A 2,053-nucleotide genomic window follows, 5' to 3' on the forward strand; every position below is an offset into this window, starting at 1 on the left:
CCGTACACTTCATCGGGATTACTTAGCCTATCCATAAAGAAGAACGTACTGCCCCAAGTATGCCCCGATGCATGCTCTATAGTAACAACACTTCTATCATCTTCCTCCCCTGAAAACGGCTCTAGGTAGTCGGCTCCTGTCATTGCGGTAATACTAAAATCAGACCAAAGCTCTTTAGCCGATACACCTGTTGAGCACATTGCAATTGCAGTTACTAATGCTAATTTTTTTATTGTTTTGATTTTCATTGTTAATCCCTTTTATGATTTTTATTAGTTTAGTTAAGATGATCCGTACTTGCTGAGTAATTTTCTGGTAGTACCAACGTCATTATTATTGCGGTGATACCCGACACCGTCACTGCGCTACCAAATATGGCAGTAACTAACTTAGGTGCGTTTGCAAACAACTCCGGTACAAAACTAACACCTAGCCCGAGCCCCAAACTCACCGCAATAATAAGTAAACTTCTGCGATTTATTTTTTCGCTGGCGAGTATTTTGACCCCAGCGGCTGCTACGGTGCCAAACATTACAAGCGTTGCACCGCCCAAAACAGGTTTAGGTATATTTTGTAATACAGCGCCAATCACAGGAAACAAACCAAGAATGATTAAAATACTGCCTATCCACAGGCCAATATATCTGCTGGCAACTCCAGTTAGCTGAATAACGCCGTTGTTTTGACTAAAAGTAGTATTAGGAAAAGTATTAAATAAAGCGGCAATCATCGAGTTAACACCATCACCTAAAATACCGCCGCGAATACGTGCTAAGTAACTAGGTCCTCTAACAGGTAACTTAGAAACCGCACAATTGGCAGTAATATCGCCTGTCGATTCAATTGCAGTAATAAGGTATAAAAAACCAAAGGCTATGAGTGCACCAAAATCAACATTAAAGCCGTATTTAAAAGGCAGTGGGATAGCAATTAGGTCAAATTCACCTAATTTAAAATTAGCGATACCTAATACAAACGCAAGTAACCAGCCAAGTATCATTGCAACTACCACAGCCGTTAGCCTCACCCATTGGTTTTTACTTGCATTAAGCAGCACCACTAAAGCAACAACCGAAAAACCAACAATTAAGTTGCTCGTTGAAGCAAATTTTTCAGGCATATTAGTAAGTAGCCATTGCCCGCCACCTATATCAGTCATACCTACTTTAATTAGGTAAATACCAATAGTAGTGATGACCACACCAGTAACTACTGGCTTAATTATTTTGCCTAATTTACTAATAAAAAAACTAATAAATACTTCAACAAAAGCGGCCAAAAAGCACACTGCAAATATAGTGGCAAGGACCTCGTCGTTATTGCCTCCGGTGGCTTTAACGGTAAAGCCTGTTGCTAAAATAGTCCCTAAAAAGGCAAAGCTTGTACCTTGCACACATATTAATCCTGAACCCACAGGGCCAACACGCCGCGCTTGTATAACCGTGCCCACACCAGATACAAATAATGCCATACTAATTAAATAAGGTATTTCAGCAGCTAAACCAAGCACACCACCAATAATAAGCGTGGGTGTAATAATACCTACAAAGCTTGCGAGTACGTGCTGTAGTGCGGCAAAAAATGATTCAGTTACGCCTGGTTTGTCATCAACTGCATATATAATATCGTCAGACGAGCTTGTATTTATTGACATATAAACCTCTACGTTTTGCGAGTTAGCCACTGTATTTGTCTAAGTGATTAACTCATTGTTATTGCGTTAACGGCTTATTTAAGCTGCCCTTCAACGCCCTCAACATAAAAGTCCATACCCAACAACGTTTTGTCGTCTATTGTTTTACCCGCATCAATAATCAGCTCACCTTGCTGATTTTTTATAGGGCCAGTAAATGGATGAAATTCACCTTTACCAATTTTCTCTGAAATAGCATTTACTTCACTCACTACATCACTTGGAATGTCTTTACTTAGCGGCGCTAAGCGAGTCATCCCTGAGCCTATCCCTTTCCATATATCTTGTGATTGCCATTTATCGTCAAGTACTTGCTGTACGCGATCTGCATAAAATTCATCCCAGTGATGAACCGCTGCC

Annotated in this window: 1 protein-coding gene and 2 pseudogenes; all 3 read right to left on the minus strand. The window is 40.3% G+C overall.

The window, feature by feature from the left end:
* Window positions 1-248: pseudogene (locus tag L652_RS0102235) on the minus strand (DUF5020 domain-containing protein); the annotation flags it as partial.
* A gap of 29 nt (window positions 249-277) precedes the next feature.
* Window positions 278-1,654 carry a nucleobase:cation symporter-2 family protein gene (locus tag L652_RS0102240; RefSeq protein WP_029770108.1) on the minus strand — a complete coding sequence of 459 codons (1,377 nt, stop codon included), beginning with the start codon at window positions 1,652-1,654 and terminating at the stop codon, window positions 278-280.
* Window positions 1,655-1,728: 74 nt separating this feature from the next.
* A pseudogene (locus tag L652_RS0102245) lies at window positions 1,729-2,053 on the minus strand (BMP family ABC transporter substrate-binding protein); the annotation flags it as partial.

The sequence above is a fragment of the Pseudoalteromonas sp. TB25 genome, from assembly GCF_000497995.1.
In the GTDB taxonomy this organism is placed as follows: domain Bacteria; phylum Pseudomonadota; class Gammaproteobacteria; order Enterobacterales; family Alteromonadaceae; genus Pseudoalteromonas; species Pseudoalteromonas distincta.